The organism is Nostoc sp. (assembly GCF_036919815.1).
Classification (GTDB): Bacteria; Cyanobacteriota; Cyanobacteriia; order Cyanobacteriales; family Nostocaceae; genus Nostoc.
In genome coordinates this window covers 65,389-90,401 of sequence record NZ_JBALCE010000085.1, presented here as the reverse complement: position 1 = coordinate 90,401, position 25,013 = coordinate 65,389, and the positions used below count along the sequence as shown (strand labels likewise).

At 43.4% G+C, this 25,013-nt stretch carries 22 protein-coding genes, 1 pseudogene and 1 riboswitch; of the genes and pseudogenes, 9 read left to right on the top strand and 14 right to left on the bottom strand.

What is annotated here, in order from left to right:
- Positions 1–589 precede the first annotated feature (589 nt).
- Together V7K15_RS20615 and V7K15_RS20610 are read left to right on the top strand one after the other, a co-directional pair.
- Positions 590–2,251 (top strand): tetratricopeptide repeat-containing protein, encoded by a 1,662-nt coding sequence (locus V7K15_RS20615; RefSeq protein WP_334908233.1) that lies wholly within the window; start codon positions 590–592, stop codon positions 2,249–2,251.
- Between the two features lie 100 nt (positions 2,252–2,351).
- A complete protein-coding gene (locus V7K15_RS20610) occupies positions 2,352–4,340 on the top strand; it encodes a S8 family serine peptidase (protein ID WP_334908231.1) in 1,989 nt (662 codons plus the stop codon).
- A gap of 65 nt (positions 4,341–4,405) precedes the next feature.
- On the opposite strand, the gene thiC is transcribed toward V7K15_RS20610, so the two are convergent.
- Positions 4,406–5,779 carry a phosphomethylpyrimidine synthase gene (gene thiC / locus V7K15_RS20605; RefSeq protein ID WP_334908229.1) on the bottom strand — a complete coding sequence of 458 codons (1,374 nt, stop codon included), beginning with the start codon at positions 5,777–5,779 and terminating at the stop codon, positions 4,406–4,408.
- Positions 5,780–5,786: 7 nt separating this feature from the next.
- Positions 5,787–5,883, bottom strand: a riboswitch (TPP riboswitch).
- Between the two features lie 200 nt (positions 5,884–6,083).
- A complete protein-coding gene (gene acs / locus V7K15_RS20600) occupies positions 6,084–8,057 on the bottom strand; it encodes an acetate--CoA ligase (RefSeq protein ID WP_334908227.1) in 1,974 nt (657 codons plus the stop codon).
- Between the two features lie 406 nt (positions 8,058–8,463).
- On the opposite strand from acs, the gene V7K15_RS20595 reads away from it, so the two are divergent.
- The 4 genes and pseudogenes from V7K15_RS20595 (at position 8,464) to V7K15_RS20580 (ending at position 11,160) form a co-directional block, all read left to right on the top strand.
- Positions 8,464–9,108: a restriction endonuclease subunit R gene (locus V7K15_RS20595; RefSeq protein WP_334908225.1), complete on the top strand. Its 645-nt coding sequence runs from the start codon at positions 8,464–8,466 to the stop codon at positions 9,106–9,108.
- A gap of 29 nt (positions 9,109–9,137) precedes the next feature.
- Positions 9,138–9,866 (top strand): annotated as a pseudogene (locus tag V7K15_RS20590) (Uma2 family endonuclease).
- 92 nt (positions 9,867–9,958) lie between these two features.
- A complete protein-coding gene (locus V7K15_RS20585; protein ID WP_334908223.1) occupies positions 9,959–10,648 on the top strand; it encodes a hypothetical protein in 690 nt (229 codons plus the stop codon).
- Between the two features lie 68 nt (positions 10,649–10,716).
- The gene (locus V7K15_RS20580; RefSeq protein WP_334908269.1) at positions 10,717–11,160 is read left to right on the top strand and encodes a hypothetical protein; all 444 of its coding nucleotides are present in this window, start codon (positions 10,717–10,719) and stop codon (positions 11,158–11,160) included.
- Positions 11,161–11,416: 256 nt separating this feature from the next.
- Here the strand turns inward: V7K15_RS20580 and V7K15_RS20575 are convergent, their stop codons facing one another.
- The 4 genes from V7K15_RS20575 to V7K15_RS20560 form a co-directional block, all read right to left on the bottom strand.
- Positions 11,417–11,668, bottom strand: coding sequence for a type II toxin-antitoxin system RelE family toxin (locus tag V7K15_RS20575; RefSeq protein ID WP_334908221.1), 252 nt, complete (start codon positions 11,666–11,668; stop codon positions 11,417–11,419).
- Positions 11,665–11,934 (bottom strand): DUF6887 family protein, encoded by a 270-nt coding sequence (locus V7K15_RS20570; RefSeq protein ID WP_334908219.1) that lies wholly within the window; start codon positions 11,932–11,934, stop codon positions 11,665–11,667. The genes V7K15_RS20575 and V7K15_RS20570 overlap by 4 nt, the downstream gene beginning before the upstream one ends.
- Entirely contained in the window at positions 11,931–12,107 is a 177-nt protein-coding gene (locus V7K15_RS20565) for a DUF6888 family protein (RefSeq protein ID WP_334802107.1), read from the bottom strand. The genes V7K15_RS20570 and V7K15_RS20565 overlap by 4 nt, the downstream gene beginning before the upstream one ends.
- Before the next feature lie 292 nt (positions 12,108–12,399).
- Positions 12,400–12,618, bottom strand: coding sequence for a hypothetical protein (locus V7K15_RS20560; protein WP_334908217.1), 219 nt, complete (start codon positions 12,616–12,618; stop codon positions 12,400–12,402).
- 263 nt (positions 12,619–12,881) lie between these two features.
- On the opposite strand from V7K15_RS20560, the gene V7K15_RS20555 reads away from it, so the two are divergent.
- Positions 12,882–13,604: a TerC family protein gene (locus tag V7K15_RS20555; protein ID WP_334908215.1), complete on the top strand. Its 723-nt coding sequence runs from the start codon at positions 12,882–12,884 to the stop codon at positions 13,602–13,604.
- 181 nt (positions 13,605–13,785) lie between these two features.
- Here V7K15_RS20555 and ndk read toward each other — a convergent pair whose 3' ends face one another.
- Positions 13,786–14,235, bottom strand: a complete 450-nt coding sequence (gene ndk / locus V7K15_RS20550) for a nucleoside-diphosphate kinase (RefSeq protein WP_334908213.1) — start codon at positions 14,233–14,235, stop codon at positions 13,786–13,788.
- Positions 14,236–14,480: 245 nt separating this feature from the next.
- Here ndk and speA point away from each other — a divergent pair, with 245 nt between their 5' ends.
- Positions 14,481–16,499, top strand: a complete 2,019-nt coding sequence (speA, locus tag V7K15_RS20545; protein WP_334908211.1) for a biosynthetic arginine decarboxylase — start codon at positions 14,481–14,483, stop codon at positions 16,497–16,499.
- Positions 16,500–16,650: 151 nt separating this feature from the next.
- On the opposite strand, the gene V7K15_RS20540 is transcribed toward speA, so the two are convergent.
- The 3 genes from V7K15_RS20540 to V7K15_RS20530 form a co-directional block, all read right to left on the bottom strand.
- Positions 16,651–17,820, bottom strand: coding sequence for an NDP-sugar synthase (locus V7K15_RS20540; protein ID WP_334908209.1), 1,170 nt, complete (start codon positions 17,818–17,820; stop codon positions 16,651–16,653).
- A gap of 233 nt (positions 17,821–18,053) precedes the next feature.
- A complete protein-coding gene (locus V7K15_RS20535; protein ID WP_334908207.1) occupies positions 18,054–18,884 on the bottom strand; it encodes a ScpA family protein in 831 nt (276 codons plus the stop codon).
- Positions 18,885–19,173: 289 nt separating this feature from the next.
- Complete coding sequence (locus tag V7K15_RS20530; protein WP_334908205.1) at positions 19,174–20,256, bottom strand: AI-2E family transporter; 1,083 nt, start codon at positions 20,254–20,256, stop codon at positions 19,174–19,176.
- Positions 20,257–20,383: 127 nt separating this feature from the next.
- On the opposite strand from V7K15_RS20530, the gene pdxH reads away from it, so the two are divergent.
- Positions 20,384–21,028 (top strand): pyridoxamine 5'-phosphate oxidase, encoded by a 645-nt coding sequence (pdxH, locus tag V7K15_RS20525; protein WP_334908202.1) that lies wholly within the window; start codon positions 20,384–20,386, stop codon positions 21,026–21,028.
- Between the two features lie 52 nt (positions 21,029–21,080).
- On the opposite strand, the gene V7K15_RS20520 is transcribed toward pdxH, so the two are convergent.
- From V7K15_RS20520 to argB, 4 genes are all read right to left on the bottom strand, one after another.
- Positions 21,081–21,704, bottom strand: a complete 624-nt coding sequence (locus V7K15_RS20520; RefSeq protein ID WP_334908200.1) for an FMN-dependent NADH-azoreductase — start codon at positions 21,702–21,704, stop codon at positions 21,081–21,083.
- Positions 21,705–22,025: 321 nt separating this feature from the next.
- Positions 22,026–22,961: a DUF3153 domain-containing protein gene (locus V7K15_RS20515; protein WP_334908198.1), complete on the bottom strand. Its 936-nt coding sequence runs from the start codon at positions 22,959–22,961 to the stop codon at positions 22,026–22,028.
- A 251-nt stretch (positions 22,962–23,212) separates the two neighbouring features.
- Complete coding sequence (locus V7K15_RS20510; RefSeq protein WP_334908196.1) at positions 23,213–23,755, bottom strand: tetratricopeptide repeat protein; 543 nt, start codon at positions 23,753–23,755, stop codon at positions 23,213–23,215.
- A 355-nt stretch (positions 23,756–24,110) separates the two neighbouring features.
- Positions 24,111–25,007 carry an acetylglutamate kinase gene (gene argB / locus V7K15_RS20505; protein WP_334908194.1) on the bottom strand — a complete coding sequence of 299 codons (897 nt, stop codon included), beginning with the start codon at positions 25,005–25,007 and terminating at the stop codon, positions 24,111–24,113.
- Positions 25,008–25,013: the final 6 nt, after the last annotated feature.

The following is a 25,013-nucleotide window of genomic DNA, read 5'->3' as shown; positions in this document are numbered from 1 at the left end:
TTTTCTTCTTAGGGGCAATACCCTGCGGTCAGCTAAAGCTAACGGAGAGGAAAGCCGGAGGCAGGGTGAGGTTTTAGAGGATGTTTGAAAAGTCGTAAAGTATACTAGAAACCCCTCTCCAAACCTCTCCCCCACAGGGAGAGAGGCTTTGAAACCCCCATTCCCACACTTCGTGCCGCTACGTGAACGTAGGGAAGGGGGGCTAAGGGGGTTAGATTCTTAATGCTTTGATGTTACCAAAAATACTTTTCAAACATCCTCTTATATTTAATTTGACCCACTTACTTAACAAAAGATCATGATTTTAAGAAAAAAATCACGATTTTAAGAAAAAAATCATGACTTTAAGAAAAAAATCGTGACTTTAAGAAAAAAATCACGATTTTAAGACGCAAAGCTTAGATATAAGACGCAATGGGTTAAAAAAGCGGCGTTGGGGGGTCTAAAATCGTAAATATTTAGATAAATCTTAATTTTTTAACTTAATTGCCATAATGCACAGTCAGATTACGAAACTTAAAAGTACATGAGCTTAGAACTAAACCTATGTGTTAATAAGTAAAGACGATACATATAGTCAAAGTAGTACATGGAACCTTTAACTACTGCTGCGATCGCGATCGGCTCTATAATTGCCACTAAAGCCTTAGAAAAAACTGGCGAAAAAGTAAGTGAAGCTGTATGGGATAAGACTGGCAAGTTTCTCGTTACGCTCAAAAAACATTCTCCTTATACTGTAGTTGCGATCGAGAAAGCACCAGAGCAACCACTCGATTATGGCAAAGCTGTACTGGAGGTTGAATCGGCTGCTAAAGCTAATCCTGAAGTGGCACAAGCTGCACAGGAATTGGCCGCAGCAGCTAAAGCTGAACCAAATCCTAAACTTGCTGAAATTCTGGCTATGCCTAACCTAGAGAAATTGGCAGATAAAATTGGTCAGGTTGTCATGCCAGGTGGGACAGGAAATATTGAAAATCTTACTTTAACTTGGGAAGAACTTGACCCACTCGCACAACAACTAGGAATATTTTTAAGTTTATTTTCTCCCCAACTAATTCTTTGGGATTTGGTTTTGTGGGTAGCGACAAGTGGAGGAGAAAATGAGGAAGGCAAAGAAAAGAATCAAGAAGAAGCAAGACAGCTAACTTGGTCAGAAAATGAATTAAACGAGGCCAAAAAGCAACTTTACAAGGGCAACTTGCTGCAACTGGTAGAAGATAGAGAAGGATATTATAAAATTGATACCTTAGTGCGGAGGTTTTTGCAAGAGCAGTTAGCTGCGTCTGGCGAGATGCAATCAGTTTTGGAAACAACCTTTGCTACTGCCATGATAGCCAAAGCCCAAAGCCTTCCCACTTCACCCACTTCTGAGGATATTGAAGGCGTGAGGGATATTGTTCCTCATCTTGAAGACCTGGGAAAACGTTTAATTGCCCAGATAAGGGAAGCAAGAGAGGCACAAATAATTTCTCTAGCATCAGTCCCCAGTGATGAAGTAATTTGGATATTTGTGGGGATAGGAAGATTTTACGAAGGACAAAGATTATATCAATTAGCAGAACCTTGGCGTGAAGAATGTGTGAATGTTTGCCAAGCTCTTTTTGCAGGCGACCATCCCGATGTGGCTAGTAGCTTGAACAATTTAGCAGAACTTTACTATAACCAAGCTCTGGAAATGAGAAAGCGCCTGTTTGATGGCGACCATGCCGATGTGGCTCATAGCTTGAACAATTTAGCTTTACTCTACTATAGCCAAGAGCGGTACAGCGAAGCTGAACCCCTCTATAACGAAGCCTTGGCAATCAGAAAGCGCCTGTTTGATGGCGACCATCCCAACGTAGCTTATAGCTTGAACAATTTAGCTTTACTTTACTATAGCCAAGAGCGGTACAGTGAAGCTGAACCCCTCTACAACGAAGCCTTGGAGATGTATAGGCGGCTGTTTGATGGCGACCATCCCGATGTGGCTAGTAGCTTAAACAATTTAGCTTTACTCTATAAAAGTCAAGGGCGGTACAGTGAAGCCGAACCCCTTTACACCCAAGCCTTGGCAATGTCCGATCGCATTTTGGGGGTTAATCATCCCACTACAGCAACAATTCGAGAAAATCTAGCAATTCTGCAACGCCAGTCTACTCCCCATGCTATCTGCAAACATCGGTTATGTGAATTTGTCCAAATCTTAAGAGCGATCGCAATTCTACCGTTTTCCCGGCTGTGGCGATCGCTTAAACGACTAATTCGTAATTAAAACATTGGCTTTTCTCTCATCTAAATCCCCGTTGCAAAACTTAATTACGAATTACGAATTACGAATTACGAATTATGTTAATATCCCAGGAGATTAAATTATGGTTCAGGTTCGCTATGGTGGACAGAACGGCCAACAGTATGAACTGGCGATTAGTAACGAACACGTTGTCGTGCGTACCGAAAGCCGCAGTAATCTTGTCGGTGCAAGACCGTTTGAAGTTGCACCGATGTCACCCCCAGCTCGTAGCATCCTTAATCAATTTGAGTTAGTAACGCGGTTTCGGCAAGCGGGTGTGGAAATTTTGCGAGCAAAAGTTCCGACTCAGGATGTCGCTTTACGCGATCGCGCCCGTGAAATTCTTAACCAAGAGTCTGAAGTCCAATTTGCCGGACGTGTTCTTATCGATCCAGTATCCAAACAACCTGTAGTCTACACCGAAAACCTCTTTGTTAAATTCGATAACCAAGAGGAGTTAAGCGTCTACGAGGAGGTATTAGGACGTTACGGCTTAACAATTAAACGCCAACTTGAATATGCACGAAATGCTTACTTTGTCAATGCACCTGCAAATACTGGTATAGCCGTCTTTGACATCGCCGAGAGACTTCTGAATCAAGAATCGGTTGAACTCTGCCATCCTGAACTAGTGCGTGAATCACGCCAACGTCAGGTTTTCCCGCAGCAGTGGCACTTAAAGCAAACAACAATTAATGGTAAGGTAATCAACGCCCATGCCAACGTCGAGGCAGCTTGGAAGTTAAGCGATGGCACAGGGACGATTATTGCAATTATCGACGACGGTGTGGATCTGGATCATGAAGAGTTCCGTTCCTCTGGAAAAATTGTTGCCCCGCGTGATATCACACGTAAAACTAACAATCCCACGCCGGGAAACGACAATAACCACGGGACAGCCTGTGCAGGAGTAGCTTGTGCAAACGGGAACTTTGGTGCATCTGGTGTGGCACCGGGTGCAAAGCTGATGCCGATTCGTTTAGCTTCGGCGCTGGGTTCGCAGGATGAAGCAGATGCTTTTATTTGGGCGGCTCAAAATGGTGCTGATGTGATTTCTTGTAGCTGGGGTCCAGCAGATGGTGTTTGGTTTGAACCAAACGATCCTGTACACAAACAGAAAGTACCTCTGCCTGACTCTACACGACTTGCTATAGATTTTGCAATCAATAAAGGGCGTAACGGCAAAGGCTGTGTAATTTTATTCGCGGCTGGGAATGGTAACGAAAGCGTGGATAACGACGGCTACGCCAGCTATCAAAAGGTGATTGCGGTGGCAGCTTGTAACGACTTTGGCACCAGAAGCCCTTACAGTGACTTTGGTCAGGCGGTGTGGTGCGCCTTCCCCAGCAATAATGGTGACAGTTCTCAAACCCCTGGAATTTGGACAAGCGATCGCTCTGGTGTACTTGGTTATAATTCGGGTAATCGGAATCTGGGTGAAGCCGCAGGTAACTACACAAACGAATTCGGCGGAACTTCCAGTTCTTGTCCAGGTGCAGCCGGTGTAGCAGCCCTGATTATTGCCAGAAACCCAAATCTGCGTTGGGATGAAGTGCGAGACATTATTAAACGCTCCAGCGATCGCATTGATCCATCTGAAGGTAAATATGATAAAAATGGTCGCAGCCCCTTCTACGGTTACGGTCGGATGAATGCTCTCAAAGCTGTAGAATTGGCCAAGCCAGCTCAAAGATTGCCCATTAGCATATTCAAAGCAGTCCAAGATATCCCAATTAACGACTTGCAAACATCAACATTATCGTTGGCGATCGCTAATACTAGCCTTGTGAAATCCATCAAAGTTAATGTAGACATTGAGCATACTTTTATTGGTGATCTTGTAGTTACTCTCCTCCCCCCAGTGCAAATAGGCGTACTTCCGATCATTCTGCACGATCGCCAAGGCGGAGGTACAGATAATATCAAAACAACTTATGATGAGGTAAATACCCTTAAACTTGCTGCCTTTAAAGGTAAAAGTCCCCAAGGAACCTGGACTCTGGAAGTTGCAGATAAGTCTGAGGCAGATACAGGAAAGATTCGCAGCTTGACGATTGAAATTGAATTTTAATTCATCAAGTAGGGGCAATACCCTGCGGTCAGCTAAAGCTACATGAATTGCCCCTACTGTGTCTGTTAGCTTTGAGTCACAGCCTCTTTCGCCAAGAACTTCTCTAATTCTGTCAGCGCATCAGCATCAACCTTAGTTTGCATTGGGCAGAACTTCGGCCCACACATCGAACAAAACTCAGCAGTTTTATAGATGTCTGCTGGGAGAGTTTCATCGTGATATTCCTTAGCTCTTTCTGGATCGAGTGATAATTCAAACTGACGGTTCCAATCGAAGTTGTAACGCGCCTTAGAAAGTTCATCGTCTCTATCCCTTGCACCAGGGCGATGTCTAGCAATATCCGCCGCATGAGCTGCTATTTTATAGGCAATCAACCCATTTCTGACATCTTCGGCATTTGGCAGACCCAAATGTTCTTTAGGTGTTACATAACACAGCATTGCAGTACCGTACCATCCCGCCATAGCTGCTCCAATGGCTGAAGTGATATGGTCATAACCGGGAGCAATGTCTGTCACCAATGGCCCCAACACATAGAAAGGTGCTTCAGAACACTCTTCCATCTGCTTACGGACGTTGAACTCAATTTGATCCATTGGCACATGTCCAGGCCCTTCCACCATCACCTGGACGTCATCTTCCCAGGCTTTGCGAGTTAGCTGTCCAAGGGTTTTCAATTCAGCTAATTGTGCTTCATCTGAGGCATCATGGGTGCAACCGGGACGCAGAGAATCTCCTAAACTGAAGGAGACATCATATTTTTTGAAAATCTCAATAATGTCTTGGAAATGGGTATAAAGCGGGTTTTGTTTGTGGTGATGTAGCATCCACCGCGCCAAAATACCGCCGCCGCGAGAGACAATACCAGTAAGCCGGTTTCTCACCAAAGGCAAATGCTCAATCAAAATCCCTGCGTGGATAGTTTGATAGTCTACTCCTTGCTGGGCGTGCTTTTCGATGATATGGAGAAAGTCATCAGCAGTCAGATTCTCGATTGTGCCGTGGACACTTTCTAAAGCTTGGTAAACGGGTACTGTACCAATGGGAATAGGTGAAGCCTTAATAATAGCGCTGCGAATTTCATCCAAATTACCGCCGCCTGTAGATAAGTCCATTAAGGTATCAGCACCATACTTTACCGCCAGATGCAGCTTATCAACTTCTTCCTGAAGATTAGAAGAGTTGGGAGAAGCGCCGATATTAGCATTTACCTTACATTTGGAGGCGATGCCAATAGCCATCGGCTCTAAATTAGTATGATTAATATTAGCGGGAATAATCATTCGTCCCCGCGCCACTTCCTCACGAATGAGATCCGCAGGGAGATTTTCCCGTTGGGCGACGTAGTGCATTTCTTCGGTGATAACACCTTGGCGGGCGTAATGCATTTGAGATACATTAGCCTGTCCACGCCGTTTAGCAACCCATTCTGTCCGCATATTATAATTCCTCGATAAACAGCTTCCCTCCGCTGGTATTACCCAGACTCAGGTGTTAAGGGTGTGATCTCAGCCTGGTTATGTAGGCACCCCTAGCATGGATGTAGTGTAGCACCTTGGTTATATCTGAGAGCAAGGGGGTTAAAAATTTATGCTGTTTTTTTAGAGTCTAGCGATCGCTACGCCCGCCGTTCGCATAGCGTCTCGTAGAGAAGGCATCGCAGTTTTAACCCAGTTTAGGTATAAAGTAGCCATCGCTAAAACTAAACATCATGGGAAGCTTACGGCGAAATAGCTAAAATTGCTACGCATCTCCCCGCAATTTATCCAACACGCTTCTATCTTCTAATGTGGAAGTATCCCCAGATACCTCTTCTCCAGCAGCTAGATTCCGCAATAAGCGGCGCATAATCTTACCCGATCGCGTTTTGGGCAAAGCCTCTGTAAAGCGAATTTCTCCCGGACGCGCGATCGCACCAATTTCTTTGACAACGTGCTGTTTGAGTTCTCTACTCAGTTCCTCACTTCCCTGATAAGTGCCTTCTAAAGTCACAAAAGCAACTATTTCTTCACCCTTGAGTTCATCCGGTTTACCCACTACCGCCGCTTCTGCAACTGCTGGGTGAGAAACCAAGGCTGATTCTAGTTCCATTGTACCGAGGCGATGTCCCGATACATTCAATACGTCATCCACCCGACCCATTACCCAGAAGTAACCATCTTCATCAAGTCTTGCGCCATCACCAGCAAAGTAAGTATAATTACCATCTTTGGGGGGAATGTGTTCCCAATAGGTGCGGCGGAAGCGTTCTGGATCGCCGTAGACTGTCCGCATCATTCCTGGCCAAGGATGTCGCACCGCTAGATAACCGCCTTCCTTATTGGGTAAGGTGTTTCCTGATAAATCTACGATATCTGCGATAATTCCAGGGAAGGGAAGAGTTGCTGAACCGGGTTTGGTGGGAATTGCTCCTGGTAGTGGTGTAATCATGATACCGCCGGTTTCTGTTTGCCACCAAGTATCAACAATTGGACAGCGATCGCCACCAATTACTTTGTGATACCACATCCAAGCTTCTGGGTTAATCGGTTCGCCGACGCTTCCCAGCAAACGCAATGAAGACAGGTTTCGCGCATTCGGATGTTCTTCTCCCATCTTAATAAATGCGCGAATTGCCGTAGGTGCAGTATAAAAAATATTAACGCCATATTTTTCAATTACATCCCATGTACAACCAGGATTAGAAGCACGGGACACACCTTCATACATCAACGTTGTTGCACCGTTGGAAAGGGGACCGTAGACAATGTAGCTGTGTCCCGTAATCCAACCTACATCGGCGGTACACCAATATACATCTGTATCTTGCAGATCGAATATCCACTTGGTGGTTATATGGGTATATAAATTATAACCAGCAGTTGTATGCACTACACCCTTCGGTTTGCCGGTGCTGCCAGAAGTGTAGAGGACAAATAGCATATCTTCGCTGTCCATTGGTTCGGCGGGACAATCGGCTGATGCACCTTTTTGTAAATCATGCCACCAATGATCGCGTCCCCCCAACTGCATATCAGTTTCTTGTCCAGTACGCTTGACAACTAGGACATTTTCGACACTGGCAACAGCACCATCAGCTAAGGCTTTATCTACCTGTTCTTTGAGAGGGACGATCGCATCTTTGCGCCAACCACCATCAGCCGTGATTACCAGTTTAGCTTGAACATCAATTAAGCGATCGCGCAAAGCTTCGGCACTAAAACCACCAAATACGACAGTGTGGGGTGCGCCAATTCTCCCACAAGCTAACATCGCGATCGCAGCTTCGGGAATCATGGGCAGATAAATACCGACGCGATCGCCTTTTTTTACACCTAGTTGCTTCAATACATTGGCGAACTGGCAAACTTCCCGGTGCAGTTGGGAGTATGTGAGGGTACGCGAATCTCCTGGTTCTCCTTCCCAAATCAATGCTGCTTTATTTTTGCGCCAAGTAGTGAGATGTCTGTCAAGGCAATTGTAAGAAATATTAATCTTACCGCCAACGAACCATTTAGCAAAAGGCGGTTGCCAATCTAATACTGTATCCCATTTTTGGAACCATTCTAATTCTGTTCCAGCCAAATCTGCCCAAAATTGCTGCGGATCGGCTTTGGCTTGAGCGTAGATACGCTGATAGTCATCCAAGCTTTTGATGTGGGCGTTTTTTGAGAATTCCGAACTAGGATAAAAGAGGCGGTTCTCTTGTAGGATTGATTCTATAGTTGGTTTAGACATAGTTATGAGTGCGATCGCTATTGTTACTAAAACCTATTTTTAACCCAGTTATGCTGTAGAGTGTTTAGATTTTCGTTAAGCTGGGTAGAAATTGCCGAGTTAAACCAGGTCTATCTTGAAAGCTGTAGTTCTTTGGTGGTGAAAAGGATTTGCCCTCATCCCCCAACCCCGAATTCCAGATTTGGGAGAAGGGGAGCCAGAATTTCAAAGTCCCTTTCCCATCTCTGGGAGAGGGATTTAGGGTGAGGGCGAAAACTACGCTTATAAACTTAGATGAGGTTTATTTAGTTTACATTCATTTTCATCTACAAAAAGCAAGCGAGCAAGAAATGTAAAGAGGTTTTGCAGCCTATCTACCAGGAATGTTGCAATATGTAAGTAGTGTTGACAAACAAAGCCTGAAACTATGACACTCATCGTCGAAGCTAGCAGCCTATCTCTCAACGATGTTCATCGCTTTCTCAAACTAGAAAAGCTTTCAAATTGTTCATTTACAGATTTCTTAAGGCTAGACCCACTCTCTGAGTTTGAACAGCAGGATTTATTGCGAATCAGAAACGACTTTGATCGTTATTTAAGCGCAGGTAAAATTTCTGAAGGCTTAGTTAAATTCTTAACGATCGCACCATTAATGCGGTTAGCCGGATTTTACGATGTGCCGATTCGGTTGACAATGGAAGATAGCATTGCGATCGCAATCGAAGATGAAGACAGAAGAATTACCGGGCGGATGGATATTTTAGCAATCAACAGTCCTCAAAGTAATATTGCGCCGCCATTTTGGGTTCTAGTGATTGAAACAAAAAATAGTTCGGTCAATGTGATTGAGGGTTTACCTCAATTACTCACTTATGCTTTTAAGAGTTTAGAGCAACAATCATCAGTTTGGGGTTTGGTAACTAATGGACAGCTTTATCAATTTGTTTATCTAAGACATGACAACCAGTCAACTTATGAGTTAATGCCATTATTAAATTTGAGTCAATCTCCAGATGCAATTGAGTTATTGCAAGTTTTCAAAGCTATCTGCAAGTTACCGAGTTTTCAGTAAAATGAACGTAAATCGCGGAGCGATCGCTGATGTCTGAACCTGCTACCATAGAAATTATCTCTGATGAAATTTCAGAGGAGGAAGTTATTTTTCCTCCAGGCGATATACTGAGTGACGAACCACCCTTGTAAAGTGACCTGCACCGAGAACAAATCGATTTACTGATTCGCATACTCAAATTATGGTGGCGAGAAAGGGAAGATTTCTATGCTTCTGGCAATTTGACGATTTACTACAGTCCTAACCAGAAAAAATCAGAAAAGTTCCGTGGCCCAGACTTTTTTGTAGTTTTGGGAACCGAGAAAAAAGACCGTAAGAGTTGGGTAGTTTGGCAAGAAGACGGCAAATATCCAAATCTGATTGTGGAGATTTTGTCAAGTTCAACGGCAGCAGTTGATAAAGGCTTAAAAAAACAAGTTTATCAGGATACCTTCCGTACACCAGATTATTTCTGGTTTCACCCTGTAACAATGGAACTTCAGGGATTTCATTTAGTAGATGGGAAGTATCAAGAGATTCAACGCACCACTGATGGACGTTTGTGGAGTCAGCAGTTAGAACTTTATTTGGGAGTTTATGAAGGTAAATTAAGATTATTCACTACTGAAAATCAATTAATACTATCATCTGAAGAAGTAGCCCAAGAAGAAACTTTACGCGCCCAACAGGCAGAAGAACGCGCCCAACAAGCAGAACAAGAAATTGCTCGACTACGGGAGGTTTTACGTATACAGGGCATCGAACTAGAGAATATTTAATGACATTAGTAAATTAAGTAAAGACATTTTCAAGTTAAAATTTAGTTAGAAGTGTGTGAAAAAAGCGTTATCTTCTGAAAGTAGGGCATCGTTTGCAAGCTAAAGAGATTAAGGAGAAGCTAAAGTCCCTTATCGAGCAAGCCTCCTCGATAGATCAGAATTTAGCGAGAAGATTAGATGAAATCAATCGTTGGGTAAAGAATATTAAGCCAGGTTCCCTGACTGCAAAACCTTTTGTCGTTGCCTTTCTTCTAGAAGTGATTACGGATTCAACAATTTGGCTGATAATCAAATCCTTACCTTCAGAAGAAGAACAAAAAGCAAAGTTTGAGCAGATGACACCGATTGAGAGATATTGGTATGCTTATCTCTTTCCGAGATGGTTTAATGCAAGTGACTCCAAGTTTTATATTTGGAAACAAAAATTAATGGCAGGCGAATTTAATCAGCTTGATGATGATATCATTAAATTAATCGCTCAAGATATTGTCAGTCGAGAAGGTAGTTTTTGGCAGCGTTATATTGCCGACCTTTCTATGGCAACAGATTTAATTGTTAGTCGTAACAATGAACCACTGTGTATTCAAGTAACTAGTGTCTCTGAAGAATTTAATTACCAAAAGTACCAAGCTTGGCAAAACACACTGCGATCGTGGGAAATCGAGAGAGGACTGTTCTTAAGTTACAATCCCAAGGATGCTGATTTTGTCAACCAGTTAGTCAACGTGGCACTGTATAACAGTGATTACCTTTCTGGGGGCAAATATTTAAAATTTTCGTGAAATTTCGGGAATTTGATATTCCAGATTTGGATTCTAGCTTAAATACTTACCTGCTAATTACAGCTTCTATGGCTAACAAAAGAGAAACTCACAGGTGCGACAATCAAGTGGATACTTTTTCTGAAGCTTTAGCAACAGCCCGACAAATGCAGCAAAGCTGGCTAACTTACGGGGTTGATTTTGTGAATTTTTATGTTGAAGATGTAGATGGAGACTGGCTAGAAACGTGGGCAAATGATGAAATATTAGATAATTCTCGATTAGATGCTATTAAAGAATTTTTGGTAAGTAATGATAGTGTAGCTGTCAAGGTAAGAGAGGATTTAGGAGAGCGATCGCTGTTTGATTTTGCCGTAAACTTAGAAGAATCTTGGAGAATTTCTGAAACCGATGATCGGTTATCTGCTGTGAGAAACTTATTAGATAGTGAAGGAAATAGTGTTGATACAGATGACGTTAAGTTATTGGATTTAGCAAATATTCTGCTGGTAAAGCTGGCAGAGATTTTGTGAAATTTTTAGTTGCGTAGTGGTAGAGTAAATTTTGAACTCAAGGGTTTTGATGTTTTATTTTGGTTACGATTAGGTGGCATATAGGCCAATACGCTTGCGTTAAGAAGATTAGTAGGTTGGGTTGAGCGTAAGCGTTAGCCAACCAAGTCTTGATAATGTTGGGTTGAGGAGAACGAAACCCAACCTACGCCAGTGTTAGTTTTTAGCCTTAACAGAACTGTATTGGCATATAGGTGATCGCTTTTCCAGATAAGCTTTAATAATCTTTTAGATGTGCAATCTTTATCACTGTTAGTAGTAAGGGTTGATCCTGAATCTGGTAAATAATCCGGTATTCACCCAAACGAACCTTATACAGCCGTTCGGTGTCCTTCAATGGGTGAGCGTCTTCTGGACGTGGATTTAATGCTAGTTCCTCTAACTTTTGTGCTAGTCGTTGCTGCACCTCTGAGTCCAATTCTACAATTCTCTGTACAGATGAAGGTGCTAATGCTACTTGGTAGCTCATATCCCTAGCTCCCTTTTAATGTCTTCAAAGGGTGTTGTCCCCAGCCCTGCAATTTCCTCTAGTGCTGTATAAGCATCTCTGACATCAGCCTCATCTAACCTTGCTTCAATTAGCTCATGCATCTGCTCTGTTGAGCTAATTTCAATCCCTGGTTCTTCTCTAAGTTTGTCCGTTAATGCATAAAAAGCTTCTTGTTCATCTCGATGTTCTAACACATAAGCTCTTAACTCTTGTTTAGTCATCGCTTGAAAATTTGCCTTATTCATAAATATCTCACCCTCCCATTTGGCAATATTTCTACTTCAAAGTTTTGTCCAGCCAAAATGTAAATGCGTGTTGTCCGTTCATCTAATCTCACTAAGTAAATTGGTAGGTACATCTGAGTTAAATCCTGACACACCTTGAATAATTCAATTGCTTGTTCATTAGTTGGTTTCATTCAGCATCATTAGCAAATCAAATACCAGTAAAAAATCTCCAATTTTCAGGGTGCGCTCAATGAGGGGACGCTAAAAGCTAAAATGATTGGTAGAAGTTGGCAGGTTAAGCGCAGTGACCTGGATGAATATGTAGCAAGCTTGTTTTAATTATACAGTTATCTATCTTATAGCTATACCTTCAGCAATTAATACTTCTCTATATAACCAAGCTTCTCTAGCTGTATTAAAACCATCTATCCACTTATGTTCGTTGTTATCTTTAGTTATATAATTCATTCCCCAAGCATCCTTTTAAAAGGAATAGTAGATTTTATAGAGCATCACAGGTTGTTTAAAATCATTTCCATAATCACCGCTATCTTCTATTACAATACCGTCTTCTCGAATACCGTAAAACCTACGTTTTACTTTGTCTATATGAACTTCTACAACATCACCTAAGTGGTTAGAGTCTAAGATAATAGTTCCATTTTTCTTGGCGGTGTGAAAGTTACAGTTAGGTTTAGACATTACGTTCTCTTTGTTATATATAGAATATTGCTAATAATAGGATATTCATAAAATTCCTGATGAGCAATATTAATATTAAAAGTTCTTATGTATTAAATAACACTTAATCTACTGTAGTAGCACTGCGATCGCATACATTCAACCCCCTTCAAAATCCACCACAACCACGTTAAGCTGGATTAGAGTAGCAATTCATTGCGCTTTTTAACATGAAAATCTCTGTTTCTGTCAAATTTTAATTTTTTCTGCTTGAGAAACCTGGAATGCTAGACCAAATTTTTGATTACCTCAACTTTCATGTCAGCCTTGAAGCCCCGATAGTTCTGCTGATCCTGATATTTTTAGAGGCGGTGTTATCTGCCGACAATGCGATCGCCCTGGCTGCGATCGCTCAAGGGCTGGAAGACAAAGAACTTGAGCGTAAAGCCCTCAACTTTGGTTTAGTCGTTGCATATATACTGCGAATCACTCTGATTTTAACTGCCACCTGGGTACAAAAATACTGGCAATTTGAACTATTAGGCGCTGCTTACCTGCTGTGGTTGGTATTCCAACACTTTACCTCTCAACAAAATGAAGACGAGCATCATCACGGACCGCGTTTTAATTCGTTGTTGCAAGCGATACCTGTGATTGCATTTACAGATTTGGCATTTTCTTTGGATAGTGTGACAACTGCGATCGCAGTTTCTCAAGAAAAATGGCTGGTGCTGACGGGTGCAACAGTTGGTATTATTACGCTGCGATTCATGGCAGGATTGTTTATTCGTTGGTTAGACGAATATGAAAACCTAGAGGATGCAGGCTATGTAACTGTCGCCTTAGTGGGCTTGCGCTTGTTATTAAAAGTGGTGAACGATAGCTTAGTTCCACCAGAATGGATAATGATTCCGGCGATCTTCCTGATTTTAGGCTGGGGATTTTCCAAGCGTGTTGGCACTGAATTACCCCAAGTAGAACCGGAAAAGAGCGAAGTCTCTAAGTAAGAAGTGAGGAGTTATTAGTTAACGCGATGTGTAACTATAATATTCTGACCTCTCTCCTTTTAGGAGAGAGGCTTTAATTTTTCCCCCTTCCCTGATAGGGAAGGGGGCTAGGGGGTTAGGTTTGAGTAAAAGTTGCAGACAACGTTAGTTATGAATTTTTAACTCCCCACTCCCTACTGTATTACTCGTGCAACCAAGGCGTTAAGTGTGGTTGCCAATTGACCAATTCTTCATCCTTAAACCAAAGGGCTATTTCCCCTTGCGCGGTTTCTTGAGCATCAGAACCGTGGATTAAGTTGCGACCAATATTTAGGCCAAAATCGCCGCGAATCGTTCCTGGCTCTGCTGTTAAGGGGTTTGTCGCACCAATAATCTTTCTGGCAGATGCAATAACGCCATCACCTTCCCATACCATCGCCACCACTGGGCTAGAAGTGATAAATTCGACTAGTCCAGCAAAAAAGGGACGTTCCCGGTGAACATCATAGTGTTGTTGGGCCAATTCCTGACTGACTTTCAGGAACTTTAAACCAACTAGGGTAAAACCTTTAGTTTCAAAGCGACGGATAATTTCCCCCACTAATCCCCGTTGTACTCCGTCAGGCTTAATTGCTAAAAATGTGCGCTCCAAAGCTATCTCCCAAAACTTAATAAAGTTTTTATCTAGTCAATTGTCCTTTGTCCTTTGTCCTTTGTCCAAGGGTTTTGCACTAACGACCAATGGCTAATGACCAATGACTAATGACCAATGACTAATGACCAATGACTCTTGACCAATCAGAGTTTATCTCAGAAATTATCTTTGGGTGCATATACGTTCCCAAATGAATGCGCTAAATTGTTAACTCGTGGGTGAAAAACAGAGGTCAGGAAGAAATGGGTGTTGATTCAACTGCTACATCAGACGAGGTGGTACAAGTACCTGCCAATGGACAGAAATCTGAAGTGAAAAATCATAAGCACAAAAAACTGTTACCACCTAGTCCTACCACAGGAGATTTACCTCGCTCCTGGAAAATTGAGGATAGCGAAGCCTTGTACCGGATTGAAGGATGGGGACAACCTTATTTTTCCATTAGCGCTGCTGGTCACGTCACCGTTTCACCCAAGGGCGATCGCGGGGGTTCTCTAGACTTGTTTGAATTGGTCAACGCTATGAAACAGCGCAACTTGGGACTTCCGATGTTGATTCGCTTTTCCGATATTTTGGAAGACCGGATTGAGCGGTTGAACGCTTGTTTTAATAAAGCGATCGCCCGCTATAATTACCCTGGCGTCTATCGTGGCGTGTTTCCCGTCAAGTGCAATCAAGAGCGGCATTTGATTGAAGATTTAGTGAAATTTGGCAAGCCCCATCAATTTGGTTTAGAAGCTGGTTCCAAGCCAGAACTAATGATTGCTCTGGCTGTCCTGGATACACCAGGAGCATTGTTAATTTGCAACGGCTACAAAGACCGAGAATACATCGAAACGGCAATGTTAGCCCAAAGACTAGGGCAAACACCAGTCATCGTCTTAGAACAGATTGAAGAGGTTGATTTGGTGATTGATGCCAATCGCCAGTTAGGTATTAAGCCGATATTAGGTGTTCGTGCTAAACTCAGTACCCAAGGCATGGGACGTTGGGGAGCCTCTAGTGGCGATCGCGCTAAGTTTGGTTTGACAATGCCTGAGATCATCGAGGCTGTTGATAAGTTACGGGAAGCTAACCTCCTCGATTCTTTGCAGTTGATGCACTTCCACATCGGCTCCCAAATCTCTGCTATTAATGTGATTAAAGATGCCATCCAAGAAGCCAGCCGCATTTATGTGGAATTGTCGATGCTGGGGGCGGATATGAAATACCTTGATGTTGGTGGTGGCTTGGGTGTAGATTATGATGGCTCCCAAACCAACTTCTATGCATCGAAAAATTACAACATGCAGAACTATGCCAACGACATCGTGGCAGAGTTAAAAGATACCTGTGCTGAACGCCAGATTCCCGTACCAACACTGATTAGTGAAAGTGGACGAGCGCTGGCTTCCCATCAGTCGCTGCTGATTTTTGATGTTCTCAGTACTAGTGATGTCCCCCTCGACGCACCAGAACCTCCGCAAGAGGGAGAATCCCCAATTATTAATTATCTTTGGGAAAGCTACCAATCGATCAACCAAGAGAATTACCAAGAGTTGTATCACGATGCCGCACAATTCAAAGAAGAAGCCATCAGCCGCTTCAACTTAGGAATTTTACGCCTCAGAGAACGAGCCAAAGCCGAACGCCTCTACTGGGCTTGTTGTCAGAAAATTCTTAACATCACTAGACAGCAAGAATACGTACCCGATGAGCTGGAAGACCTAGAGAAAATTATGGCTTCCATCTACTACGTGAATATGTCAGTGTTTCAATCAGCACCAGATTGCTGGGCGATCGATCAGCTATTCCCGATTATGCCAATCCACCGTTTGGATGAAGAACCAACCCGCCGGGGAATTTTAGCAGACCTCACCTGCGACAGTGATGGTAAAATCGACCGCTTTATTGACCTGCGCGATGTCAAGTCGGTTTTAGAGTTACACACCTACAAGCCTGGAGAACCCTATTATTTGGGGATGTTCTTGAATGGAGCTTACCAGGAAATCATGGGCAATTTGCATAACCTATTTGGCGACACCAACGCCGTTCACATCCAATTAACGCCCAAAGGCTACCAGATTGAACACGTTGTCAAAGGTGACACCATGAGCGAAGTAGTGAGCTACGTCCAGTATGACTCCGAAGATATGGTGGAAAAAATTCGCCAGCGTTGCGAGAAAGCATTAGAAGAAAAGCGGATTACCCTAGCGGAATCTCAGCGACTGCTACAAACCTACGAGCAAAGTCTCACAAGATACACGTATCTAAATAGTTAGGATTGGGTATTGGGTATTGGGCATTGGGCACTTGTACTGAGCGTTCGCGTAGCGTCTCGTAGAGAAGTCGTTGGCGCAGCCTCTCGTAGAGAAGTATTGGGCATTGATTATTCCCCCTTGTTCCCATTCCCCATGCCCCATTCCCCATGCCCTAATCTGCGTTTGTTCCCAACAATTCCTCTATCGCTTGTCGCTCAAGAGGGGTATGTGATGGCACTGTCTGACGAGCATCGGTAATCAGCCAGTCTAAAGCAGCAGCTTGAACATCGATCGCAGCCCCAGTTTTATCTACGCAATAACGTCCAAATACCAGCTTATCGACTAACCGGACTCCGGGTCCCAAGCGCGACCATTCAAAAATCACGCTGTTATCTACTGTTGCGCCACTACATATCCAGCAATTGGGGCCAATCATCGCTGGTCCGACAATTTTAGCTCCGTCTTCGATTCTGGTCATGCCACCAATGTAAACTGGGCCTGTGATATCCACTTTGTCCCAATTGACGGCGACATTTAAGCCAGTGTAGATGCCAGGCGCAACTTCATGACCGGGGATTTGCACATTTTTGATTTCGCCCAGCAAGACACCGCGAATCGCTCGCCAATAATCTGGTACTTTCCCAATATCGACCCATTCAAAGTCCATAGGGATGGCGTAGAAGGGAGCTTTGATTTCTACCAATTTGGGAAATAATTGACCACCAATGTCGTATTCCACACCAGAGGGGATATAGTTAAAAATCTCTGGCTCAAAGATGTAAATACCTGTGTTGATATTAGTGCTGAGGGCTTCTTCAGTTGAAGGTTTTTCTTGGAAAGCTTTGACGCGACCATCTTCATCAGTCACAACTACACCGTAGCTAGAAACTTCTTCTTTGGGGACAGGTTTGGTAATAATGGTAGCGATCGCACCTTTAGCTTTATGCCATTTAACCGCCGCAGTTAAATCCAAGTCAATCAAAGCATCACCGCACAAAACCACAAAGGTATCATCAAAAAACGGTGAGAAGTCTTGAATGCGCCGCATCCCTCCAGCTGAACCTATTGCTTCCCCCTCAAGTTTGCCCTCGTCATCAATTTTCCCTTCAAAGGAATAGGCAATCTCTACCCCAAACCGTTGACCGTCACGAAAATAGTTTTCTATTTCTTCAGCCAAATGACTAACGTTAACCATAATCTGGTCAAATCCATGTCGGCGTAACAGTTCCAGCAAGAACTCCATCACTGGCTTTTGCAGGATGGGAATCATCGGTTTGGGAATTGTATAAGTAATCGGACGCACGCGAGTACCCTTACCAGCCGCGAGAATCATCGCTTTCATAAAAATTTATTCCTTAACCACTAGCCAGTTTACTTTCATCGAGTGATAAGCTAATCATCAGTTTTTATTTCTGCTCTAAGTTATCTCTCAAAACAGGGATAACAGGAATTTAGTGGTTGTTGCAACCATAGGTATACTTAGATGAGAAGCGATCGCTTATCTTTTCAATTTACTCGGATTTTACGGCGGAAGCAAAAATCTCTAAATTATCTGTAGAGCTAGTTTTCGCTTTCTTAGTTCATTGGATGCTCAAGAGGTTTGCAGGAGTTAGCTGAATCTCTAAGTAAACGGATTTTAATCTCATGGTAAAATTCTTCTTGAAATAGCTCTACTTTCGATTGAGCCGAGAGTAGTAGTAGCGCCCAGAAAACGCTAACTAGTTGACTGTCTTTAGACTCATGTCCAGAGCCATTTTGGTTGAGAAGCTTTGTCTGGGTCCACAACTCTACAAGTTCTTCTAAATTTAACCAACTTTGTTCTAAACTTAATTCTCTTGCCGACAAGTTCAACACCTGCTCTATTTCCCCAGCGACTTCTGTCAGATTTTCCTGGTGAGCTAACTCCAGCGCCTCCCGCATACTTTGGATGCTAGGCTGACGTCTAGGACGGATAGGTTTGCTGACTTTTTCTACTAGTTTCAGTTGGTTCGCCATGATTTGCAATTGCTTGATTAACTCTTGCAGAGTCACCCGGCGCTTTGGTGGCGGCATTGCCGCTCGACGACGCCGCAATTGCCGTTCTAATGGTAGACGATGACCCTGATGTGATACACCGTCTTCATCTTCTAATAGAGCATCATCTTCTACACCATCCTGTGCATTTCCGACTGTTGACAATTGCATCAAAGTATTGGCTTTGAATAATACCAGCATTGATGCTGACAAAAATGCCTGTCCAGATTGAGACAAGTCCGCTTCATAGCCTCTTCCTATTCCCTCCGGTGCCATCAGTTCTAAGTAACGGTCAATCACCTCAATCACTTGGACATCCCAAGGATCAATTTCCCCCTGCTGGGCTTGGTAAATCAGGAGTGTGATTGTTTCTAATAGCTCGGAAGCTTCCATCAATGGGTTCTAAGTTAATTAATCAGAATCAAAAAAGCGTAAATTCAACACTAAAGTCATTGACTATTAGCAAAGCGTGTACTCTATACATTTGCTTGCGCTTTTTTTAATCAGCCATTGCCTACTGGCAGTATCCTGGGAAATTTGTAATCAATCACCATTGTGAATTGTGAGATCAGATTGTGCAACTTTTGACTTGGGCATTGGGCACTTGTACTGAGCGAAGCCGAAGTATTGGTTATTCTTCTCTCCCCCATCCTCCCCATCCTCCCCTGCTCCCTCTGCCTCCTTAATGGGGGGGGGGATCATGGGCAATAGTGACAGTTGATACAAAGTCACTCGGCTTGCCGCTCTTGAGGGCATCGAAAGTGCCTTTAATAGTACCAGCAATGGGAACAGCAACAAGTGTTCCCAACAACCCAGCAATCTCAAATCCCATCAAAATAGACACAAAAATCCAGATGGGATTTAGTCCAATAAAGTTGCCGAGTAACCTGGGAGCTAACAGGTTATCTTTAACCTGCTGCATGACAATCGCCGCGATCGCAACTTGAACTGCCAACCACCAATTTTGCAGCAGTACTAAAATCGTCACCAGAGCAATGCCGAGAGACGCCCCGATAAAGGGAATCAGTTCTGAAATACCAATTAATATGGCAAACAACAGGGCAAACGGCACCTTCATTACTAAGAAAATTGGCGTCAGGGTTAGCACCATGAATAGTCCTAGCAACAACTGGCTAAGGAAGAAGTTCTGGAAATTTAGGCGTAAGGATTTGCTGAGAGGATCTGCAATATGAGAGGGCAAAAGATTGATCAGACCATTCCACACGCGATCGCCATATAAAAGCATATAAAATGCAAGCACGATGACTAACACTAAGTCAAGTAATCCTGACAGCAGTGTTCCAGCAAATCCTACTGCACCAGAAGCTAGCTGTTGCACTAGATTTTGAATGTTGGCATTGATTTGACTGCTCACAACACTGAGATCAATTGGCAAACGTCGTTGTTTTGCCAGCATCTCAAATCGGTCTAGGTTTGCTTGACTTGCGCCTAACCAATCAGGGATATTCTTTAAGAGTTGGATTGTTTGGTCAATGATCAACGGTACTAGGGTGACACCCAGAATCCCAAACAGGGTTAATGTTGCAAGTAAAACTATGATCACCGCCTGAGTGCGGGTGATGCGGGCACGTTCAAAGAACTTAACCGGATAATTTAGGAGAAAAGCCAGAATCGCCGCAATGCTCAAGACGGTAATGGGATGCTGGAAATAGCGAAAAAGCACAGACAGCAGCCAGACATTGAGAGCGATTATTGGACCGCCTAGACCATAAATTAACAAACGTTGAAGGGACGAACGGCGCATTTTATGCAACCTATTTTAGATATTCCTTGAAAGAATTTTTAAAATCCTTGCTCGTGCTGATTATCATCATAGATATTTTTAACAAAGACAATTATAAGCGTATCTGATCGCAAGAAACCAAATCATAATGGACAAAACCGTAGCTGACCTTCGCAAAGACTATACCTTGGAAGGTTTGAGTGAACTCGAAGTAGACCTCAATCCTTTTATGCAATTTAAAAAATGGTTCGATCAGGCACTAGCAGCGCAACTTACTGAACCCAATGCCATGACCATTGCCACTGCCACACTAGACGGTAAGCCTTTAGCCAGAATGGTGCTGCTGAAGGATTTTGATCAACGGGGCTTTGCCTTCTTCACCAACTACAACAGTCACAAAGGACAAGAACTAGCAGAAAATCCCCAAGCGGCTTTAGTCTTCTGGTGGGCAGAACTGGAGCGTCAAGTCCGAATTAGTGGGTATGTGGAGAAAGTTTCCGAAACTGAGTCGGATCAGTATTTTAACAGTCGCCCTGCCAGCAGTCGCCTGGGTGCGTGGGTATCTAATCAAAGCGAGGTGATAGAAAGCCGAGAAGTCTTGGAAGAACGCTTGCAGGAGTTTAAGAGCAAATATGAAAATGAGGAGATTTCTCGACCGCCTCATTGGGGAGGTTTACGAGTGATCCCCACAAAAATTGAGTTTTGGCAAGGACGCCCTAGCCGTCTGCACGATCGCTTGCTCTATAGCCGTTTAGACAATTGCACTTGGAAAATTGAGCGATTGTCACCTTGAACAATTCGTAATTCCTAATTCCTAATTCGTAATTATGATCAATGGGAATACATTACCATTGAGCGATCGCACCTTGAATTGCTGCCTGTGCTTCTGATAAAGATTGGGTACGGGCAGCATCACCTTCATTCATACTATTAGCGTTGATAAATTGAATGTCTGTAAGCCCAATAAAGCCGAAAATCGCCCGCAGGTATGGTTCTTGGAAGTCATAAGCAGCAGCAGGAGATGTCGCGCTAAAGTCACCGCCGCGAGATGTGATGATGATTGCCTTTTTACCCTCAACTAAACCTCTATAACCGCCTTGAGCATCTATAGCAAAAGTCCGGTTAGAGCGAACGATTTGGTCGATGTAAGCCTTGAAAGTGGAAGGTATATTAAAGTTATACATTGGCACTCCAAAGACGTAGCGATCGGCTGCCAAAAACTCATCAACCAGTTCGTCAGAAATCCTAATTGCCTCAGTTAATTCTGGAGTATGGGTTTCTGGTGGTGAAAATGCCGCCGCAATCCAAGGTTCATTAACGTGAGGAACTGGGTGATGCCCTAAATCTCGATAGGCGACCGCGTCTTCAGAATGCGCTGCCCTCCAAGCACTGACGAATTCTTTAGATAGTTCTCTGGAGTGCGATCGTTCAGCACGGGGGCTGGAATCAATATGTAGAATGTTTACCACAAATATCTCCTGATTAGCTAAGATTTCTGCTTTTACTGTTTTTGAGTCTCAATTTCAAAGCATTACATCAGATACTAAAAGTAAGTAGTTACTAAAGTAAAGTAGTTACCATAAAGTAACTGTTCGACAATTTTAAGAAACTTGTCAATGTCTGACTTTTCATGTGATCTGGAAAAGCCCACGAAAACTTAACCCGCTTCCCGACGCTCTCAGGGGGGAAATTCAAAGTCTCTCTCCTTTTAGGAGAGAGGTTTTCCCTAAGTATTGGTGAAGTAAAAAGCCGATGTATTCTCCATCGGCTTCGCTGATTAGATGAATAGTCTACTGTTCTTGGATGGCTGCGGCTTTGGAACCAAACTGAATTCTGGGATCTGGCATGAAATTGTATCTCAAGTACAATCCTCCCCAGACAAACAGGATAATTAACAACCCACCAATACCAAGTGGACTAGGAAGCCAGAAAACAGTTTCTATGTGGTTTAGCTCACCAGGCTGGAGTTTCCACATTAGTTGATTGCCATTTTTTTCTGGCGCGTAGACGCCTAGCGGCTTGTCGTTAGACATCGCAGTTTCAGTTTGTTGAATGTTTTTGGCTCCCCAAGGAGTCTTCAAGTTAAATTCTAAATCGAGAATTGAACCAGCATTAGCCAGAACGTTACCTTTGCTGGCAATTAGAGAGAGCGATCGCAAATCCAAATCATAAATCAACCGATTTCGGACTAAAAGTAAAAAATTGTTCTGCTCCAACAGTACGTTTGATTCAATTTTCGGCAGTTCTGAGTCAGATTTGCCCTGCACAGTCTCAGAGGTTTGATTCGCACGCGAGTTAAAAAATTCGTTGAACTTCTCTTGCAATTCCCTACCACTACTAAAAGGAATTGTGACGATGATTTCTTCAGGGGAAACTCGTTGCACTTTACCCTGAAGTTGACGGGTGCGGCGTTCTATGCTATTCAACCATTCGTATACAGAATCGCCACTAAAACTGGTTAGCCGCTCTCCCAACTTAATATGCTGTACTAGTTCACCACTATTTGAATTATCAAAATTAACCCCCACATCGTACTTCACACAGCCAGATAGTAGCAGGGATGTTAACAGCACTACCCACAAAATCGGATTTCGGATCGGAAAGACGCGCTTGATTCGATTTCGACCATTCAGTGGTGAGAGAAATTTCAGATTTCCCAACACAAAACTAAATGGTCTAATGAACCACAAGAAAATCTTTCCGAAAATTGAAGAAGTTGAAACCATAAATCTCCCCAAAAGTCAAACTTTCTAACCAATCTTGACTTCTACCACTGGGCGGCGCAATATGTTTCGGTTAACTTGTTTATCTCTCGAAGATCCCCCCAACCCCCCTTAAAAAGGGGGCTATTTCCTCTACCCCCTTTTTAAGGGGGTCGCCGCAGGCGGGGGGATCTGATCCGAACTATATTGCTGAGTGACGGACGTTCTCCAAGGGCAGGAAGGAACGCCAGCACGGAAATATCCTTTTGTTAGGATCAGCCAGGGGTTCCTGAAAAACTCAACCAAACCAAGTACGAGATGGTTAAACCAATGGCAATTAGCGCCACCCAGATAAAGCGATTATCTCTGGTATTGACCTGACTGAGGTCAACTAATTCTGGCTGGGCAAGTTTAGGCTTCTGCTGGACAGAAGATTTCGTAGACTTAGCAGCGACACTAATTTTGAGTTCATTCTCAGATAATGCGCCCAAATCGGGAATTTCAGTCATCCATTCGCTGGGTCTTTTCAGCTTTGGTGCTTTTAAGATGTAAAGCATCTGTCGCGCTTGTTTGCTGGTTTCTAAATGGGGATGGCGTTTGAGTCTTTCGCAAAGAGCGATCGCATCATCCGTGCGTCCAGCTGCTTCATAAGCTGTCACCAGATGAATTTCTACTTCGCCCCCAAGGCGAGAATTAGCAGCTAACAGGGCGCTGGCCTTTTCTAAATTTTCTACGGCTTGGCGGTATTGCCCATTTTCAAAGGCAATTTTCCCAGTCTGGTAGCGGGTTTTCGCAATTTCTAAACTTTCTGCACTCACGTCTTATATAAAAAATCAGCACTATTTTTATTTTGCCAATACCAGCAATCTTTTTGGAATCTTTTCAAACGCTGGCAATCTGAAAGAGTTGAAGGAGGCAGAGCCGTTTAGTAGAGGTTTTAGTTTTGTTTTCTCTTGTTCCCTTTGGATCGCAGCCCACAGCCTACACACAAGTCTCTCGGACGCAATTTAGGGTTTATCGAATAGCCCAAAGAAACCTCAAAGATTGGTTTTGCGTAGCAAAACCTGTCCCTCTCCTTACTAAGGAGAGGGATTAAAGTCAGGACAGGGTGAGGTTTTTGTTTTGGGTAATTTGATGAGTTGCGTATACACCGTAGGACTCCCTCATCTCCCTCTAAGAGGTAAACTGCGAACCGAGAATCATTGTCCCGATGCCAACATCAGTAAAGATTTCTAGTAACAGGGCGTGAGGAATGCGACCATCAATGATGTGTGCTGCACGGACTCCTTGAGCAAGCGATCGCACACAACAACTGACTTTGGGAATCATCCCACCGCTAACTATACCATTGGCAATCAACTCGCGGGCTTCGCGGATATCTACTTTCGGAATCAAAGTAGACTGGTCTTTGTAATCTCTTAAAATTCCACTGGTGTCGGTCAGTAAAATTAACTTTTCTGCTCCTAATGCAGCAGCAATTTCCCCAGCTACAGTATCGGCGTTAATATTATAAGCTTGCCCCGTTTCGTCTGCGGCAACGCTGGACACTACTGGGATATAACCATTACTAGATAGTGTCTCCAAAATCTTGATATTAACACCGCTAACTTCTCCCACAAAGCCGATGCCTTCTTGACCTTGGGGACGGGCTGTAAATAAATTACCGTCTTTACCGCAAAGTCCTACAGCCAAGCCTCCAGCTTGGTTAATCAGCGAGACAATTTCTTTATTGACTCGACCAACTAAAACCATTTCCACCACATCCATTGTGGCGGCATCGGTGACTCGTAGACCATCCTTAAATTGCGGTTCAATTCCCAGTTTATCTAACCAACTGTTAATTTCTGGACCACCGCCGTGTACTAGAATCGGACGCAAGCCGACACAGGATAAAAATACAATGTCGCGGATGACTTTATCTTTAAGGGTGCTTTCTTTCATCGCTGCACCACCATATTTGACAACAACAGTGCGACCGGCGAATTGTTGAATATAAGGTAGTGCTTCGCTTAGTACACGTACACGAGTGGCTTCAGTTTGCCTGATGTATTCAGAATCGTTGACCGTCATGAGGAG

Bases quoted from the DNA above. Each gene is read 5' to 3' on its own strand.
- V7K15_RS20615 (WP_334908233.1), top strand. From the start codon at position 590: ATGGAACCTTTAACTACTGCTGCGATCGCGATCGGCTCTATAATTGCC.
- V7K15_RS20610 (WP_334908231.1), top strand. From the start codon at position 2,352: ATGGTTCAGGTTCGCTATGGTGGACAGAACGGCCAACAGTATGAACTG.
- thiC (WP_334908229.1), bottom strand. From the start codon at position 5,779: ATGCGGACAGAATGGGTTGCTAAACGGCGTGGACAGGCTAATGTATCT.
- acs (WP_334908227.1), bottom strand. From the start codon at position 8,057: ATGTCTAAACCAACTATAGAATCAATCCTACAAGAGAACCGCCTCTTT.
- V7K15_RS20595 (WP_334908225.1), top strand. From the start codon at position 8,464: ATGACACTCATCGTCGAAGCTAGCAGCCTATCTCTCAACGATGTTCAT.
- V7K15_RS20580 (WP_334908269.1), top strand. From the start codon at position 10,717: ATGGCTAACAAAAGAGAAACTCACAGGTGCGACAATCAAGTGGATACT.
- V7K15_RS20575 (WP_334908221.1), bottom strand. From the start codon at position 11,668: ATGAGCTACCAAGTAGCATTAGCACCTTCATCTGTACAGAGAATTGTA.
- V7K15_RS20570 (WP_334908219.1), bottom strand. From the start codon at position 11,934: ATGAATAAGGCAAATTTTCAAGCGATGACTAAACAAGAGTTAAGAGCT.
- V7K15_RS20565 (WP_334802107.1), bottom strand. From the start codon at position 12,107: ATGAAACCAACTAATGAACAAGCAATTGAATTATTCAAGGTGTGTCAG.
- V7K15_RS20560 (WP_334908217.1), bottom strand. From the start codon at position 12,618: ATGTCTAAACCTAACTGTAACTTTCACACCGCCAAGAAAAATGGAACT.
- V7K15_RS20555 (WP_334908215.1), top strand. From the start codon at position 12,882: ATGCTAGACCAAATTTTTGATTACCTCAACTTTCATGTCAGCCTTGAA.
- speA (WP_334908211.1), top strand. From the start codon at position 14,481: ATGGGTGTTGATTCAACTGCTACATCAGACGAGGTGGTACAAGTACCT.
- V7K15_RS20540 (WP_334908209.1), bottom strand. From the start codon at position 17,820: ATGAAAGCGATGATTCTCGCGGCTGGTAAGGGTACTCGCGTGCGTCCG.
- V7K15_RS20535 (WP_334908207.1), bottom strand. From the start codon at position 18,884: ATGGAAGCTTCCGAGCTATTAGAAACAATCACACTCCTGATTTACCAA.
- V7K15_RS20530 (WP_334908205.1), bottom strand. From the start codon at position 20,256: ATGCGCCGTTCGTCCCTTCAACGTTTGTTAATTTATGGTCTAGGCGGT.
- pdxH (WP_334908202.1), top strand. From the start codon at position 20,384: ATGGACAAAACCGTAGCTGACCTTCGCAAAGACTATACCTTGGAAGGT.
- V7K15_RS20515 (WP_334908198.1), bottom strand. From the start codon at position 22,961: ATGGTTTCAACTTCTTCAATTTTCGGAAAGATTTTCTTGTGGTTCATT.
- argB (WP_334908194.1), bottom strand. From the start codon at position 25,007: ATGACGGTCAACGATTCTGAATACATCAGGCAAACTGAAGCCACTCGT.